Origin of the sequence: Affinundibacterium amnicola, assembly GCF_014284275.1 — a bacterium.
Taxonomy (GTDB): Bacteria; Pseudomonadota; Gammaproteobacteria; order Burkholderiales; family Burkholderiaceae_D; genus Undibacterium; species Undibacterium amnicola.
The window spans coordinates 257137-273457 of record NZ_JACOFU010000003.1 but is presented as its reverse complement, the minus strand read 5'-3'; the positions used below and the strand labels follow the sequence as shown (position 1 = coordinate 273457).

Sequence of the window (16321 nt, the reverse complement as noted above, 5' to 3'; positions counted from 1 at the left end):
TCAAACTTCTCACCTTAAGATTGCTAGCAAGCATTCCAGGGTGCCTGACCACTTGTTCTGAATTCCCAACACTTTCGCAGCTGAAAATCCGTTTAGAGACTAATCTCTAATTGCGACAAATCTGCTATTTCTCATAGCTAAACAAGTTCTTTCTCAAGCTTTCTTGCGCATTTTCTGCATGCTTTTTTGTTGCAACGCAAATTGACCCTGCTTGATCTGATTTTGATAATCCGTGCAGACCACTTGAATTCAAATCGACGAAGTTCAGATTACGTCACAACAATAACAAGCGGTCATCTACTCACTAGGCGATATAAAAAACCATCCGCATAGTGTGCTCGTTTTTTCATCCAAGTTGGTCTCAATGGGAGTCGCATGATGAAGTTCAAACGTTTACTGATCTCTTTAGTTTTACTCGCAAGTGCAATCGTTTCAAATATCGCCAGCGCAGAAAATTACACTTTATGGGTCAATGGTCGCGGTGGTGGCGGCGTGGTTGGCAACTACGGCAGCTTTACTTATTGGGGACCAGCGTCGACCGCTGCTGGTGTCAATAAGAAAGCCGTGAATTGGGATGGCTATAACAGCATCGCATCGCAAAATGGCAAAATCCGCGACGCACTGGATTGCTTCTGCACGGGGAACAACTGGTGCTATATCGCAACGCATAGTGCTGGTGACTTAATGATGGGTTACACGCTGGCGAATTATGGTAGCTCTTCACGCATGAAGAAAAATGCAGTCGCCAATTCAGGTGGGCAATGCAGTAACTCAGACGGCACCGCGCAAACAGGCTGGAACATCAAATGGGTGCGTGCGGCATCTGGTGCCGGTGGTGGATCAGAATTATCTGATGCAGGTTCATGGGCATTGACCGAACCTTTGGTAAAGGATTTGAAGACTACCACGGCTCGAGCCATGTACAACCACAACAACACCGCAAATGTTTGGTTCTATATGTACGCTGGTGCAAAAGGTACGGTCTATTCTGGCATCTTACCTGGACAAGATGACGAGGCAGTTTCCTATCACAGCACAGGTGGTGTTGCTGGTAGTTCAGGGCGCTCTTTGTGTAATCCTAGCGATTGGTTATGCAATGATTTAACGATGGGAACTGCTGCCAATGAAGGCGGTTCGACCAAATGGTCCTATCACTCGGTCGTGTTCCGCGATGACAACGAGGCCTACAATCACTATGCGAGCGGGAATTGGCTAGGAATTATTTCGGTAGTTCGAACGGCGGTCGTCAATAGCGCACTTTAGTTGTTGCCAACTACGACAGGATGCAAGCCGACATGCGCTTTGCGTCCTGTTGTTAGTTTGGTGGCTCAACTAAGTCCATCAGCTAAATCCATCAACGAATTTGAATCAAATCAAGTTCATCAAATAAAGTCTCCGTGAAATCAACGCCTTCAAAATCTGGAAATTCCGGAAAAAATACCAATCCATCTCAAGCCTATCCGCAACACTGGTTCAGGTCAAAAATAGCAATCACGCTTGGTAGCATCGTGGTGGCGAGCCTTGCTTTTCTTACTTGGAAAAGTTTAATTCCGTCAGACGATAATCCATTGCCAGCCAATCAGCACATCAATAGCCAACAACAAACTGAACCGGCCGCAGCAGTACAAGCAAGCACATTACCTATCGCAATGGCCAGCCGAGAGGAATTGCAGAAAAAACTCATCAGCCAACTTGAAGAAGTCGATCACACATTATGTAGTTACCGCGAAGCGAGTAAGTATCCGATGAACTCACGTCCTATCAGTGAACATCCTGATCAGATTTATCCAAATCAAGCCATTACAGAAAATCATGCGATGCGAAAACCTGATGGCAAAACCGACGCATCGATACAAATTAGTTCAAGTCAATCACGTGTGTATCTTGCTGCCAATGAGGACGTGCGCTTTAGCCTGCAAGCCAAAGATGCCAATCAACAAAGTGTGCCGCTGTTTGTGACGCGAGCATTTTCTAACACACTCAGTTTCAACGCTGATCGCCCTATTGCCCAAGTTCCCCTAGCGTTTGCCGACAATGGTCGCGATGGTGACGCGCAAGCCAACGATGGTATTTCTAGTGCGATTTTGCATCCAGCGAATAGTAGCTTTTCGACTTTCAATGGAACCATACGCACCCAGATCGAGTACACAGTGAATGGTCAAGCTGGCCGCATGTTTTTTGATGTCATCTATTCGCCCGAACTGCCCGCGACATGGGCGGGCAAGATCCGCGATGTCATCGAAAATGGTGCCTTAGTTTTTTACTTGCCAATTGAAGTCAGACAAGCAGGTCGCTACATCATCAATGCACGACTGGACGATGCAAAGGGTCAAGCATTTGCATTACTAAATTTTAATGAGTTGCTGCCACAAGGCCGGACTGAAATTAAATTGACTGCAGCTGGGAATTTATTACGCGATCAGGAGGCCAACTTTCCTATGAGCCTGCGCGACGTCGATGGCTATTTACTCAAGGAAAATGTCGATCCAGACCGCGCACTCATTCCGCGAATCGAAGCGGTCGCTCATAAAACCAAAAATTATTCGCTGAAAGGATTCTCCGATGCGGAACCAGACACGGAAGAGAGAAGACGACATTTGAAAGAATTTAACAAGGATGTTGAGCTGGCCAAAGCAGCGTTGCTGGCATTTGACCCGGCACAAGCGCTTCGCCCATATCCACAAAGCGCCTGTAGCTTGAAACGTCAAACTCTCGCCACAGGACTTAGCGCAAAATAACATCCACGCAAATGATGCAGTCTGATGCAAGCTAAAAGAATTAAGCTTTAACCATCAAGATTAATGCGGCTGATCAATTGCGCAAGCACAGCCTCAGCTTGATCATTCTCTACTTGGCATGTCCCGGCATTTTCATGGCCACCGCCACCATATTCGAGCATCAAAGCGCCAATATTAGTTTTCGAGGTTCGGTTCAGAATTGACTTACCGGTCGCAAACACCGTATTTTGCTGTTTCAATCCCCAAAGTACATGAATGGAAATATTAATCTCCGGATACATCGCGTAAATCACAAAGCGATTTCCAGCAAAAATCGTTTCTTCATTTCGCAAATCCAAGACGACCAAGTTACGAAATACCTTTGCACAACGACTAATCTGTTCTTTGCACTTTGCCGCGTGTTCTTGATAAATCTCTACCCGCTCCTTAACGTCAGGTAATTCCATGATTTCTTCGATCCGATGATTACGACAATAGTCGATCAAATCCATCATCAGGTTGTAATTAGAAATCCGAAATTCGCGGAAACGCCCCAAACCAGTACGAGCGTCCATTAAAAAATTCAGCAAATCCCACTTCTCTGGATTCAAGACTTCTTCGCGGTTAAATTGCGCAGCATCGCCTTTATCGACCGCGGCCATCATGTCGTCCCAGTCGGCAGGAAAAACTTTAGCGCCACCATAGTGATCATAGACCACACGCGCAGCCGATGGGGCTTCAGGGTGAATCACATGATTCGTGCGTTCACCTGGATTACGTAGGGTCTCAGATAAATGGTGATCGAATGCGAGGTGTACGCCTGGTACAAAAGGTAGGTTGGTTGTGATATCTCTATCATTCACCTCCACTTTGCCGTCTTGCATGTCTTTAGGATGAACGAATTTAATTTCATCAATTAACGCTAAGTGCTTGAGTAAAACCGCACAAACCAAGCCGTCAAAATCACTGCGCGTAATCAAGCGATACTTTGGGGAAGTTGCAGACATGAGCCACCTCTCGATAAGAAGGAAGTTCTAGTCTACTCCAAAGGCTTGGTGATTTCGAGAAATATTGCGGGGAAAGTCTTGGCTGTTGTGTTTCGATTCACGCGGTATGATCTTCGCCCAATTCAGCTTCCAAAACTTAGATTCCAAATAAAAAAACCTCCATCTGAACGATGGAGGTTTAGTCTGAACCTAAGTCAGTTTTATTTCAATTTCAGTAACGTACCTGCGCACGATAAACTAGTTTACTACTGCTTTCCGCTGGAACAGTGACTTTCCAAACTGCAGTGTTACTACTCGCCTTCGTATGTGGATGATTGCTACTCAAAATCTGCCAATCACCAGGCATGGGTTCCTGAACCGTCACCGTCACTGGTTCTTTTTTTGCATTTTTCAAAACGATCTCGTAGCCGCTTTCAAAAATATAGTTGTACTTCGATGTACCGGCGATCTTCTTAAAGTCTGTTTGCTTTTTATCTGCGGTCACATCAAATGCGTCACCCAGTTTCAAACGTACTTTTTCATTTTTTGGCGTATGGTCTACACTATCCTCACCGATGAATTGTGCATTGCCATTACTGTCCTTCTTATACACACGAATCACCCCCTTCGGTAAGGGCATGCCAAGTTGTGCACTTTCTTTATTGTCGAATTCAATGAAGGCGCCAATCTTCATTTTTTGTCCTAAATCACCATATGCAGACTGGTAATAATAGTCACTGCCTTGCAACAAAAACTCTTTACGAGCAGGAACGCCAGAAGCGCTTAATAGTGCTACTTGCTTAGTTTGCTTCTCGGCGATCGTCGTTAGACGATTTAGTGTGTAGAGATGATATTCAAACAAAGACTCTTCCTGCATATCCGCAACTTTAGCAACCGGAGCGGCTGCCATCGTCATAGCCCGACTACCTGACACAACAACTCTCTCTTTTACTTGATTCACATCGCCTGCCACCAGCTGCAACTTCGCATTACGGTAGCTGGCGCCACTGGTGTTAGTTAAAGTCACCCAACCAGACATATCTAATTTGTCTTCGTTAACATTCAGTTCGACCACATAGTCGGCTTTCCATGCTAAACCGCCAGTCAGGTAACTTAACTCCATATCTTGCGGCGCATTACTTGTATTATTCAAAGACATCACAAGCGTTGGACGATCACGCAAATTTGCGGGGACGTCATCGTAAACAATACGACCTGGAATGCCAGTCTCAATCCGGTTACCAATCTTCAATACCACACCTTCATTCGCCGCCAAGACTTGCGCTACTTCACTCGTTTCCACCCCTGTCGTTGGGTGAGTACGCAATATGGTCACTGTTTGACCAACATACTTTTCCAATAATTTTCGCGGAGTTAGCAAATCAAAATCAAAGTTTTGTTCAGTGACGGATAAGCTGCCCGGTGCAGAAACACTTCTGAGTAATGCGGTTTCTGGACGCATTTTGGCGCTGACGTCACGAAAAGCTAATGCCGTCGCACCACGCTTCAAGTTCACTTTTCGCAAATCTTTTACCAGTGCCAGATTCTCGTTATAAATAGTCACAGCGACTTCACGCTGATCGTTCAAGGTACTGCGTTGCTCGGTATCTTGCGCATAAACATTCGCTGAACATGCTAATAAGAGTGAAACGCAACTGAGTGGATAACGCATCATTATTCCTTCCTTCAAATAAACAAACTGAACCAAACGAAGATTCACAGCCCTCATCAATCCATTGTTACACCAAATAAAAATAGAGTTGCGGGATGGCGGACATTAACACGCGACTGACTATTTGCAAAACAATTAATGCAACTAATACTGAGAAATCGATACCACCCATCGCCGGCAAAACACGGCGAATTGGCTTCAACAGAGGCTCATTTAAAGCACGAATAATCGGCGCTAAAGGGGCATAGGGATTCACAAAACTTAAAATCGCCTCTAACACGAGCAAGGCCATCAAACCGTAAATTATCCACTGCAATAATCGAAGCAAAGAAGCCAGTAATAAGACTGGAAAACTAAACTGACTGGCAAATAAGGATTCAAGTAGGATGGACACTAGTGCGACCAGAAAGGCTGCAATCAAACTCGCCCAATCAAGTCCACCAAAGCCCGGCACCACTCTGCGTATCGGTTTAACCAACCAATCGGTTATTTGATAAATCGCCTGCCCGAGAGAACTTGGCGGGCGTAGGCGTAGTGCCTGCATCCAAAACCTTAACAACAAAAAACCAGCGAAAATACCCGCAAGGATTTCTATGACAAATCCGAACAATTCATAAAACATGGATGCTTCCTCAAAAAAAAACCCACTGGGTGATTAACACACAGTGGGTATTGTGCCTGAATAAAACCAGGCGTCCAAGTAAGAAAATTACGCTGGACGTGTACCAGTTGGGAAAGGCCAAGCTGCCGTTGGACTGACAACTGTCTTTGCTTCTGCTGGTGCTGCTGCAACGGCTGCAGCTGGCTTTGCGGCAGGTTTAGCTGCTGCTTTTTTCGCTGCTGGTTTTGCTGCGGCCTTTTTTGCGGCTGGCTTAGCCGCCGCTTTTTTTGCTGCTGGCTTCGCTGCAGGTTTTGCCGCTGGCTTAGCTGCTGGTTTAGCTGCCGCTTTTTTCGCTGCTGGCTTTGCCGCTGGCTTAGCTGCTGCTTTTTTCGCTGCTGGCTTTGCCGCTGGTTTAGCTGCTGCTTTTTTCGCTGCTGGCTTTGCCGCTGGCTTAGCTGCTGCTTTTTTCGCTGCTGGCTTTGCCGCTGGTTTAGCTGCTACTTTTTTCGCTGCTGGCTTTGCCGCTGGTTTAGCTGCTGCCTTTTTCGCTGCTGGCTTTGCCGCTGGTTTAGCTGCTGCCTTTTTCGCTGCTGGCTTTGCCGCTGGCTTAGCTGCTGCCTTTTTCGCTGCTGGCTTTGCCGCTGGTTTAGCTGCTACTTTTTTCGCTGCTGGCTTTGCCGCTGGTTTAGCTGCTGCTTTTTTCGCTGCTGGCTTTGCCGCTGGTTTAGCTGCTACTTTTTTCGCTGCTGGCTTTGCCGCTGGCTTAGCTGCTGCTTTTTTCGCTGCTGGCTTAGCTGCTGGCTTAGCTGCTACTTTTGCCGCTGGTTTAGCTGCTGCTTTTGCTGCTGGTTTAGCTGCTACTTTTTTCGCCGCAGGTTTTGCTGCTGCTTTCTTTGCCGCCGGTTTCGCCGCAGGCTTAGCTGCTGCTTTCTTGGCTTCTGGTGCTGTTGCCATTTTGTTTCTCCTTCACGTTAGTCGGAAAAAATCAGATTAAAGTTAAAATCCGCTCGCTTTCTGGTAAGCGGATTATTCATCGGCACAAACATGACTTCTGGTTGCGCTAATGAATTCGGCACCGACCTCTTATCAACTCCTGCAGGTAAATAAGATGGTCATATGGCTTTGTCGTTTGCCCCTTTTTATTCTTAATAACAGGCAGACCTTAACGATTGATGACAACAGCCAAAACGCTACTTGTAAAAACTAGCGTCGGAATTCTCTACTATGTAATTCTTACATCAGCCTTCACATGATAATTAGTTTGAAAATCACCCAGATGAATTTCCAAACACAAAAGCGCAACACCCAGCCTCGCCGGGGTCGCGCTATTTTTATTTACCACATCGAATGAGTCTAAAAAGTTCATTCAGTTTTGTGAAGCCTTTCTTGTTCAATTACTTTGGTCGCATTTTACTGTCTTTACGATTTCTTGTCTTGAACACTTTCGACTACAAAAAATTATTCCCACTTATTTATTCCCAATTGAGTGCACCACCTGTTTGATATTCGATGACACGGGTCTCAAAGAAGTTACGCTCTTTTTTCAGATCGATCATTTCGCTCATCCACGGAAAAGGATTTTCTTCTTGTGGGAACAAAACATCGAGACCGATTTGTTGCGCGCGACGATTTGCGATGAATCGTAAATAGCCTTTAAACATTGGCGCATTCAAGCCTAGTACTCCTCGCGGCATTGTATCCTCTGCGTAACGATATTCCAACTCTACCGCACGTAAAAACAACGCTTTAATTTCCTCGCGAAATTCTGCGGTCCACAAATGTGGATTTTCCATTTTGATGGTGTTGATCAAATCGATTCCGAAATTACAGTGCATCGATTCATCACGCAAGATGTACTGGTATTGTTCAGCGGCACCCATCATTTTATTCTGACGACCAAGCGCAAGGATTTGTGTGAAGCCAACGTAGAAGAAAAGTCCTTCCATCAAACACGCAAAAACGATCAGCGAGCGCAATAGCGTTTGATCTGTTTCCGTAGTGCCTGTCTTGAATTCTGGGTTAGTCAGTGCATCAATAAATGGAATCAGAAATTGATCTTTATCGCGAATTGATTCGACTTCATTATAAGCATTAAAAATTTCCGCTTCATCTAAACCGAGTGATTCAACGATGTACTGGTATGCATGCGTATGAATCGCTTCTTCAAACGCCTGACGCAATAAATATTGACGGCATTCCGGTGCTGTGATGTGACGATAGGTGCCGAGCACAATATTATTTGCAGCCAAAGAATCAGCAGTGACAAAAAATCCGAGGTTACGTTTGACTAAACGACGCTCATCTTCAGTCAAGCCATTTGGATTTTTCCACAGCTCGATATCGCGCTGCATATTGATTTCTTGCGGCATCCAATGATTCGCACAACCCGCCAAATATTTATCCCAAGCCCATTTATATTTAAACGGAACTAATTGATTCACATCGGTCTGGCCATTGATGATGCGCTTATCAGCGGCATTCACGCGACGACCGAGTTCTTCAGGCGTGACCGCTTCTGGCTTAGTCACCAAAGCGGGATTCAACGCGACATCTTGTGTTTGCAAGCGCGTTTGATATTGATCAAATGCCGTTGGTGCTTGTGCACCTGGTTGTGCGGCCGAGCGTGGCGCCGGTGCCGCTGGAGCTACTTCATCATCCCATGAAAGCATGTGATTTTCCTTACGATGTACTGTTGATGATTTGGCGCTTCATCGTGTAAGCATTTTCAGCGTTCAATCGCTTAGCGCCAAGACATGGTTAAATCTTGTCAATGCTATCGATGTGGCCTCTGCACAATACATGCACAGAGACCAAACAACGCATTTATTGGCAGGCTTCGCACTCTTCAAAACCTTGATCACCTGGACGCAAATAGCATGCTGCGCCATCTGCTTCATCGGCTTGTGCCGCTGACGCTGCCGCAACTTCCGCGCTAGCCGTGTAGCCGCCGTTACCGCCGTCAACCGCTACCGCATTCAATGCACCAGTTTTACTAGTCGATTTCTCGGTATGCGTTGCACCGATCGTACGCAAATAATAAGTCGTCTTCAGGCCACGCAACCAAGCCAATTTATAGGTCTCATCCAATTTCTTGCCTGATGCACCAGCCATATAAATATTCAGTGATTGCGCCTGATCTATCCACTTCTGACGACGGGAAGCGGCTTCGACCAACCAAGTCGGGCTAACTTCAAATGCAGTTGAATACAATTCACGCAGATCTTCCGGAATACGATCTATCTTCGCTAAGCTACCGTCAAAGTATTTCAAATCAGAGATCATCACGTCGTCCCACAAGCCGTAATCTTTCAAATCACGTACTAAGTGTTCATTAATCTCGGTGAACTCACCAGACAAGTTCGATTTCACGTACAGATTTTGGTAAGTTGGCTCGATACAAGCAGACACACCAATAATGTTCGAGATTGTCGCGGTCGGCGCAATCGCTACGCAGTTTGAATTACGCATACCGTATTGCTTAATATGCTCACGCACGATAGACCAATCCAAAGTTTCAGAGCTATCCACTTCCAGATAACCACCGCGCTCTTCTGCCAACAATTTCACAGAATCTTGCGGCAAGATGCCACGATCCCACAATGAACCAGTATAAGAACTGTAACGACCACGCTCTTTAGCCAATTCACTTGATGCCAAATAAGCGTAGTAACACACCGCTTCCATCGAAGTATCAGCAAATTGCACAGCATCCATGGTGGCGTAAGGAATGCGCATCATGTGCAAGCAATCCTGGAAGCCCATGATCCCCAAGCCAACCGGACGGTGGCGCAAATTCGAATCACGTGCTTTTTTCACCGCATAGTAGTTAATATCAATCACGTTATCGAGCATGCGCATCGCGGTTGTGATGGTGCGCTTGAGTTTTTCATGATCCAGTTTGCCGTCTTTCAAATGCGCAGGCATATTCACAGAACCCAAATTACACACCGCGATTTCGCTGTCATTGGTATTCAAAGTGATTTCTGTACACAAATTAGAGCTGTGCACCACGCCGACGTGTTGTTGTGGCGAACGAATATTGCAAGGATCTTTGAAGGTAATCCATGGATGACCTGTTTCGAACAGCATCGACAACATCTTGCGCCATAAATCTAAAGCGGCGATTTTCTTCGACAACTTAATTTCACCGCTAGCTGCTTTCGCTTCATAGGCGGTGTAGGCTTCTTCAAAAGATTTACCGAACTTGTCGTGCAAATCAGGTACGTCAGATGGTGAGAACAAAGTCCAGTCACCCTTTTCCATCACGCGCTTCATGAACAAGTCTGGAATCCAGTTCGAGGTATTCATGTCATGCGTACGGCGACGATCATCACCGGTGTTTTTACGCAACTCCAAGAATTCTTCTACGTCCATATGCCAAGTTTCAAGGTAAGCACAAACTGCGCCTTTACGTTTACCACCTTGATTCACCGCAACCGCAGTATCGTTGACGACTTTCAAGAATGGCACCACACCTTGTGATTTACCATTCGTGCCTTTGATATGCGCACCCAAAGAACGCACTGGTGTCCAGTCATTACCTAAGCCGCCTGCGTATTTCGCTAGCAAGGCATTTTCTTTGATCGCCTCGTAAATACCATCGAGATCATCTGCGACTGTCGTCAAATAGCATGAAGACAATTGTGAGCGCTGCGTACCACTATTAAATAGTGTCGGCGTAGAACTCATGAAATCAAATGAGGACAACAAATTATAAAATTCAACAGCGCGCGCTTCGCGATCAATTTCATTCAAAGCCAAGCCCATCGCCACGCGCATATAGAAAGCCTGTGGCATTTCGATACGGATATCGCGAATGTGCAAGAAATAACGGTCGTACAAAGTTTGCAAACCGATGTAACCAAATTGCAAATCACGGTCGGCTACCAGCGCGTTGGCCATTTTCTTCAAATCAAACTGACCCAACTTGGCATCTAATAAACCAGCTTCGATACCTTTTTTGATAAATTTAGGGAAATACTCAAGGTATTCTTCAGCAGCATCTTTTTGCGCGACTTCTTTACCGAATACTTCTTTACGTACTGTATGCAGCAGCAAACGCGCTGTCACTTGACTGTAGGCAGGCTCTTTTTCCATCATCGCACGAGCCGCCAAAATAGCAGACTTATGCAATTCTTCGACCGGCACACCATCATACAAATTCTTCAAAGTTTCGATCAGAATCGCTTCTGCATCCACTAACTTTTCTAAACCCACGCAAGCGGCTCTGATTAAAGCGCGCACTTGTCCGATTTCCAAAACTTGCGGACGACCATCGACGATCACATGAATTTGTGGCACTGCAGCGCTTGGTTTACCTGCCGCTTGCGCTTCCAATTGTTGACGACGCTCTTCCATGCGTTTGGCGCGATACAAAACATAAGCACGCGCGACATCATGTTCACCGGAACGCATCAAGGCTAGTTCAACCTGATCTTGAATATCTTCGATATGAAAGGTGCCACCATTTGGCTGACGACGCATCAATGCATTCACTACAGTTGAAGTCAACTGTTCCACCAACTCACGGATTCTTGCAGATGCGGCACCTTGCCCACCGTTCACAGCCAAAAATGCTTTGGTTACTGCGATCGCAATTTTGGATGGTTCAAAACCAACGACAGCGCCATTACGACGAATAATCCGATAGTCGCTAAAACTGGCAGTTGGTGCGGACGAGCGCATTTCTAAACTTGCTTGTGCAGCTGCTGCATCAAATGATTGGGATGGTGATATTTCTAGTGAAGAGTGCATTTCGCCTCCAGGTTCAGGGTCTTATTAAGTATTAAATTTGAGGTCAGACTAACTAAAGTGAATATCTGCTTATGTACTGCGAGATCTACTAAAATGCTGTGCTGCAAGAGGTCAACAGATGATCGACCTCAATTCAAATTGGCTCATACATGTCTTGAATTTCCCCCTCAATCCATCCGCCTGAGCTTACGAAAAAACGAATGTGGTTGATGAAGAGCGTTCTTGTAATCGAAACCAATACTGGCTAAATTTCGACTCAATTCAATCAAGACAGCTTAAAAAAATAATTTTGGGAAACATTCCAAAAAACACTAGATCTAGTGCGTTTATTTTTATTTGCACTAATTCTAGTGTCTCAGTCGCAAGAGCGCAACCGCTTTTTTTCACAATCACCCGATATATTTCAAGCAAAGTACCTGCTTCTGTTTGACATTGAAAAACCCACAAAATTATGCGGACTACGACGTGAGTGATCACTAACATCGAATGCTGAAATCTTGTGCAAGAGAAGAGAGAATCTCAATCAAGCGAGGTGAGCAGCGCACATCTAGATGTCTAAATGCGACAAGAAAAAATCACAAAAAAACCACAATTGTTTTCAGTGGCTCATGATTTTTCTATTTTGCGCCGCCACTTTATGTGGGCACAAGTAGTTAGCCCTAGAAATGGGTTCGCGATTCTAGCGAAGGGAGACTCATAGAAGCAACTGAGAAGATGCATGCAGATTGAATTGGCGTCCCGCTTTAGTACGGAAGCAAGAAAAAACCTAGAAAAAACTAGTGCTCTACAGCCCATCCGGACAAGCTCTGCTGATATCTAACCCATTCAAAGAACGGCCCCGGATCGGTTTTCCGACCAGGTGCAATATCTTGATGGCCCGCAATGTATTGAATAGGAAAATGTCGCAGCAAGCAATGCGTCAATTGTTCGAGACTGTGATATTGCGCATCGCTAAACGGACTGGTGTCACACCCCTCCAACTCAATACCAATTGAGTAATCGTTGCACCCATCTTGCCCATGAAAACTCGATATACCGGCATGCCAGGCGCGCGCCAAGCCCGACACGAATTGAAATAATTGTCCATCACGCCGGATCAAAAAATGACTAGAAACCTGCAAGCCACGCAAATCAGAAAAACTCGGATGCGCATCGCAATCAAGCTGATTTTGAAACAAATCGAGCACATAATTCCCGCCAAATTCTGCCAGCGGCAAGCTGATATTATGAATCACTAGCAAATCAATCTTGGCACTTTCAGGACGTGGTCCGAAATTGGGCGACACCAAAATCTGTGCCTGCTGGCACCACCCTTGTGCATCCATCTGCCAATCGCTAGCAGCTGGTATCTCGCCTTGAAAAGGATTAATCCGCTTCAGTATCATGGATCTTTAACTTCTGTATCGAGTAACGCAGTTGTCGGAAGCTGACACCTAATAATTCAGCCGCCTGCGTGCGATTATTACGTGTCTTTAATAAGGCGGCACGTATCACTTCTCGCTCAATTGTCTCTAAATATTCTGGCAGTACACATGGCAAATCAGGCTTAGTAAATACCGATAGATGTTGAATTTTAGTGTCATCTTGCACAGTTTCTGCAACTGGACTCTGATCTGAAAATGGTAAAACTGAAGCTGGTGCAGCTTGCACTTCCGTTGGCGTCGCAGCACGGAAGCTCGAACGCAATCCAAGATCAATCACATCGATACAGCCGTCATTGGCAAATGCGGCAGCTCGCTCCAGAATATTTTCTAGCTCACGGACATTGCCCGGAAAATCATAGGACAGCAAGGCCGTTAATGCCGCTTGATTTAAACTGATGGGGTATCCTGGCGTAGCCAATTTCAACAGTATGCCAGTCGCCAGCTCATTCACATCGCTTAAACGTTGACGAAGTGGTGGCAACATCAGCTCAATCACATTTAAGCGATAATACAAATCCTGCCGAAACTTCCCTGCCGTGACGCAGGCCTCAAGATTTTGATGCGTCGCACTTAGAATCCGCACATCAACGGCTTCTTCCGCCGTTGCGCCAAGTTTTCTCACGCGACGCTCCTGAATCGCTCGCAACAACTTGACTTGCATTGCCAAGGGCAAATCGGCAACTTCATCTAACATCAGGGTGCCGCCATTGGCCGCCTGGAAAAATCCATCGCGATCTTCATTCGCTCCAGTAAACGCACCTTTGCGATAGCCGAAGAATTCCGCCTCCATCAAATTTTCTGGAATCGCGCCGCAATTGACCGCAATAAAGGGCTTATCTGCTCGCGCGCTATTTCGATGAATCTCACGTGCTGCCAATTCTTTACCACTACCAGATTCTCCAGTAATAATCACTGGCGCCATACTGCGAGCAAGTCGACTAATTTGCGAACGCACATGCTGTATGCCTGGCGATTGTCCAATTAAGAAGGACGGGCTTGAGGGCTTTGCCGCAACAATAGCGACTTCTTCAGCAGGTTTCACTTCCTGCATTTGTAAAGCAGATCGAACTAATTTTCGCAACTGGTCCAAAGCAACTGGTTTGGAAACATAATCAAAAGCCCCGGCCTTTAATGCAATAACCGCATTATCAGTGCTGCCAAACGCCGTGATCACGGCAATCGGTGTCGACTTATAGTTAGCACTAACTTCTTCCACCATTTCCAAACCGGTGCCATCAGGCAGACGCATGTCCGTCAACACCAGAGAGTATTCGTGTTTGCCTAACAGTCGTCGGGCAACCTCCAATGTCTCTGCCGTATCGACATCTAAGCCCATCTTAATTAGTGTGATTTCTAATAGTTCGCGCAAATGGGCTTCATCATCAATCACCAGAATGCGTGCTGTGTTCGTCAACTCATTTGGATTCATGATTTTCATTCGAAGAGAAATTAATAACGAAGCGGCCACCCGGCTCTATACCGTAGGTGTGAGTATCATCGTTTCTGTATTCGTAATCGAGTACAGCATGATTATTCAAACATAATTCGCGTGCCATATACAGTCCCAAACCAGTACCTTTGCTGGAGGTTGTATAAAATGGTTCAAATAAATGTGACCTGACGATCGACGAAATTCCAGGACCATCATCTTGGATATGCAATTCACGACGACTACCTGACGATATTTTAATGATTAGACGAATACAGCCTGGTTTGCCGCTTGCATATCGCACCGCATTGGAGAGCAAATTTGTCACGACTTCATGCAAATGTCCCGGATCAAATACCACATGAAAATGTCCAGAGTCACTGAGATGAATCATATTTTCAGCGATTCCACGTGTCTCAACAAACTCTTGCACGATGCTTCTGACTTCATCCATTAACAGAATCGGAGCGAGATTCATCTGGGCTTTACGCGACAATTTCAAAATATCTTCAATCAATTGATTCAGTCGCGCCACGTTATCTTCCACAATTTTCAGCAAACGACGTGCTTGTACTTCATTGTGCACATCCTCACCCAGCAACGAAGCCGCATAAGAAATCGATGATAAAGGATTCCGTACTTCATGCGCGATGCTTGCGGTTAGTCGCCCCATCGATGCTAATTTCAACTGTTGTGCCTGATTTTCCAGCTCCGACACGTTTTGCATAAAAATGATCGTGCAAGGCGTTAAGCGCAATCCCAGATGATCGAAATCTCCCTCATCAATTCGTACAAATCGCAGTTTTAAATGGGTAGCTGCTTCATGCGGCGCCTCTGCGGATGAGATATTCGGCAGTGTTGCCCGCGTCTCGACAAAATGACGAATCGTGACAAAAGACGCACCTTCGTTACGCAGCCAGGTTGTGGTATCCGGGCGCTGACCATCTGCCCATTTATCTAAGGCCTGAGCTATCGGCTCAAGACTAGTTATTTGACTTAATCGTCGTTTTTGATCAGCCGAATAACGCGCAGTTGCAATCCCTAACATGCGCTCCGCGGCAGGATTCGATTCAAACAAATAGCCATCTTGATCAATCACCAAAATGCCATCGTCCATATCTGCAATGACGGTGCGATTAATCGCTTGCTGCAAAGCTAATTCAAATCCACGCTGATTGGCTAATTCTTCTTGTCCAATCAAATTTTTGGCCAGGCGATTTAAAACATATACCACCGCAAAATAGGCGGCACCATACAAACCAGCTTGCGAAATAATATTGCTATCTTCGTTCTGTAGCACCTGATAGGTATTGACCAACAACAGAAATAAAGAAACCGCTGAGACAAAAGACAGTGCCAACAACATTGGCGCCAAAATACCTAGTCCCGCTAAAGGGAATAAATACAAAATCACCAAGCCACTTTTACTACCACCAGCACCTGCATACAACATAGAAATCACTACAACATCCAGCGCAACCTGCGTCACCAGTTGCAACAAGAAGCGCTGCTGCCATTTCCATTTCAACAGTACAAAACCAAAAGAAGCGAGCAAATAAATTGCCGCTATGATGCGTAAAAATGTCGGTTCAAATACCCAATAGTCAGTGAATGACTTGAAACTCAGCGAAAGTAATAATGCAAGTGCGACCAATACCCGCGACATATTGAGCGTCTGCAAAGAGCGCCACAAAGTCGCGTTAACATCAACGTATTTGGTATCGTGTTTGATCATTGC

General features: G+C 45.7%; 11 protein-coding genes. 2 read left to right on the top strand and 9 right to left on the bottom strand.

Going from position 1 to position 16321, the window contains the following annotated elements:
• The first annotated feature begins 375 nt into the window (after positions 1-375).
• Both H8K33_RS09185 and H8K33_RS09180 read left to right on the top strand, forming a co-directional pair.
• Positions 376-1263, top strand: a complete 888-nt coding sequence (locus H8K33_RS09185; RefSeq protein WP_186890720.1) for a hypothetical protein — start codon at positions 376-378, stop codon at positions 1261-1263.
• Between the two features lie 134 nt (positions 1264-1397).
• A complete protein-coding gene (locus H8K33_RS09180; protein ID WP_186890719.1) occupies positions 1398-2738 on the top strand; it encodes a choice-of-anchor X domain-containing protein in 1341 nt (446 codons plus the stop codon).
• Positions 2739-2785: 47 nt separating this feature from the next.
• Here the strand turns inward: H8K33_RS09180 and H8K33_RS09175 are convergent, their stop codons facing one another.
• The 9 genes from H8K33_RS09175 to H8K33_RS09135 form a co-directional block, all read right to left on the bottom strand.
• Positions 2786-3724: an exopolyphosphatase gene (locus H8K33_RS09175; protein ID WP_186890718.1), complete on the bottom strand. Its 939-nt coding sequence runs from the start codon at positions 3722-3724 to the stop codon at positions 2786-2788.
• A 211-nt stretch (positions 3725-3935) separates the two neighbouring features.
• Positions 3936-5378: a DUF4139 domain-containing protein gene (locus H8K33_RS09170; protein WP_222613361.1), complete on the bottom strand. Its 1443-nt coding sequence runs from the start codon at positions 5376-5378 to the stop codon at positions 3936-3938.
• Positions 5379-5442: 64 nt separating this feature from the next.
• A complete protein-coding gene (locus H8K33_RS09165; RefSeq protein ID WP_186890716.1) occupies positions 5443-5997 on the bottom strand; it encodes a YggT family protein in 555 nt (184 codons plus the stop codon).
• An 87-nt stretch (positions 5998-6084) separates the two neighbouring features.
• Positions 6085-6930, bottom strand: coding sequence for a hypothetical protein (locus H8K33_RS09160; RefSeq protein ID WP_186890715.1), 846 nt, complete (start codon positions 6928-6930; stop codon positions 6085-6087).
• Between the two features lie 518 nt (positions 6931-7448).
• Positions 7449-8645, bottom strand: a complete 1197-nt coding sequence (locus H8K33_RS09155) for a ribonucleotide-diphosphate reductase subunit beta (RefSeq protein ID WP_186890714.1) — start codon at positions 8643-8645, stop codon at positions 7449-7451.
• Positions 8646-8799: 154 nt separating this feature from the next.
• Complete coding sequence (locus H8K33_RS09150; protein ID WP_186890713.1) at positions 8800-11730, bottom strand: ribonucleoside-diphosphate reductase subunit alpha; 2931 nt, start codon at positions 11728-11730, stop codon at positions 8800-8802.
• Positions 11731-12506: 776 nt separating this feature from the next.
• A complete protein-coding gene (gene ampD / locus H8K33_RS09145; RefSeq protein WP_222613360.1) occupies positions 12507-13115 on the bottom strand; it encodes a 1,6-anhydro-N-acetylmuramyl-L-alanine amidase AmpD in 609 nt (202 codons plus the stop codon).
• Entirely contained in the window at positions 13096-14583 is a 1488-nt protein-coding gene (locus tag H8K33_RS09140; RefSeq protein WP_186890712.1) for a sigma-54-dependent transcriptional regulator, read from the bottom strand. Before H8K33_RS09140 ends, ampD begins: the two co-directional genes overlap by 20 nt.
• Positions 14570-16318 (bottom strand): two-component system sensor histidine kinase NtrB, encoded by a 1749-nt coding sequence (locus H8K33_RS09135; RefSeq protein WP_186890711.1) that lies wholly within the window; start codon positions 16316-16318, stop codon positions 14570-14572. The genes H8K33_RS09140 and H8K33_RS09135 overlap by 14 nt, the downstream gene beginning before the upstream one ends.
• Between the last annotated feature and the right edge of the window lie 3 nt (positions 16319-16321).

Coding starts and splice junctions, on each gene's coding strand:
- H8K33_RS09185 (WP_186890720.1), top strand. CDS start 376: ATGATGAAGTTCAAACGTTTACTGATCTCTTTAGTTTTACTCGCAAGT.
- H8K33_RS09175 (WP_186890718.1), bottom strand. CDS start 3,724: ATGTCTGCAACTTCCCCAAAGTATCGCTTGATTACGCGCAGTGATTTT.
- H8K33_RS09170 (WP_222613361.1), bottom strand. CDS start 5,378: ATGATGCGTTATCCACTCAGTTGCGTTTCACTCTTATTAGCATGTTCA.
- H8K33_RS09165 (WP_186890716.1), bottom strand. CDS start 5,997: ATGTTTTATGAATTGTTCGGATTTGTCATAGAAATCCTTGCGGGTATT.
- H8K33_RS09160 (WP_186890715.1), bottom strand. CDS start 6,930: ATGGCAACAGCACCAGAAGCCAAGAAAGCAGCAGCTAAGCCTGCGGCG.
- H8K33_RS09155 (WP_186890714.1), bottom strand. CDS start 8,645: ATGCTTTCATGGGATGATGAAGTAGCTCCAGCGGCACCGGCGCCACGC.
- H8K33_RS09150 (WP_186890713.1), bottom strand. CDS start 11,730: ATGCACTCTTCACTAGAAATATCACCATCCCAATCATTTGATGCAGCA.
- ampD (WP_222613360.1), bottom strand. CDS start 13,115: ATGATACTGAAGCGGATTAATCCTTTTCAAGGCGAGATACCAGCTGCT.
- H8K33_RS09140 (WP_186890712.1), bottom strand. CDS start 14,583: ATGAATCCAAATGAGTTGACGAACACAGCACGCATTCTGGTGATTGAT.
- H8K33_RS09135 (WP_186890711.1), bottom strand. CDS start 16,318: ATGATCAAACACGATACCAAATACGTTGATGTTAACGCGACTTTGTGG.